Genomic DNA, 863 nt, shown 5'->3' on the forward strand with positions numbered 1-863 from the left:
CGACGTGCCGACGGCAAACCTCGACACCAACAGCATTCTATCGACGTGCCGACGGCAAACCTCGACACCAACAGCATTCTATCGGGCCAGTTCGGTCCGGTCACCGGCCAGGTGCTGACCAACGACGTGTTCGGCGCCGATGGCGCCACCACGACCGTGCCGGCCGGCGGTGTCGTCGGCGTTGCCGTCGGGACCACGGCGGGCGGCGTCGACGCCAATGTCGGCACCCAGATCCAGGGCGCCTACGGCAAGCTGACGCTCAATGCCGACGGTACCTACTCCTATACCCGTGATGCCGGCTCGCAGGGCGGCCACAACGACGTCTTCACCTACACCATCAGGGACGGCGACGGCGACCTGGCGCACACCACGCTGACCATCTCGATCGGCGATGGAACGCCAACCGTAGGCGACCTGACACCGCAGGGCAGCGGCGGCGACACCACCGTCAACGAGAAGGGCCTGCCGGCAAGCTCCGGCTCGGAAGGCTCGGGCGAACTGGCCGCAGCCGGCGCCGACGGCGATCCGTCGGAGCACAACACCGGCACCTTCACCATCACCTCGCCAGACGGCATTGCGACGCTGACCATCAACGGCACCGCGATCTCGGCAGCCGCCCTCGCCAACAGCGGCTCGGTCCCGGTCAACGTCACGACCCCCGACGGCAACACGCTGACCATCACCGGCTTCAATGCCGGCAGCGGAACGGTCAGCTACACCTATACGCTCCTCGACAACGAGACCCATTCCGTTGCCGGCACCGATTCCATCTTCGACAACATGTCGGTGACGGTCACCGACACCGATGGCGATGTCTCGGCTCCCGGCACGCTCTCGATCCAGATCATCGACGACGTGCCGAC

General features: G+C 66.4%; 1 protein-coding gene. It reads left to right on the plus strand.

Features of this window, described 5'->3' with window-relative positions; all coding sequences use genetic code 11:
- Window positions 1-45 precede the first annotated feature (45 nt).
- A partial coding sequence (locus tag AC1DYC_RS31095) for an Ig-like domain-containing protein (RefSeq protein WP_477411475.1) occupies window positions 46-863 on the plus strand: 818 nt, incomplete at its 3' end.

This window comes from Mesorhizobium sp. P2_E7 (assembly GCF_056403855.1).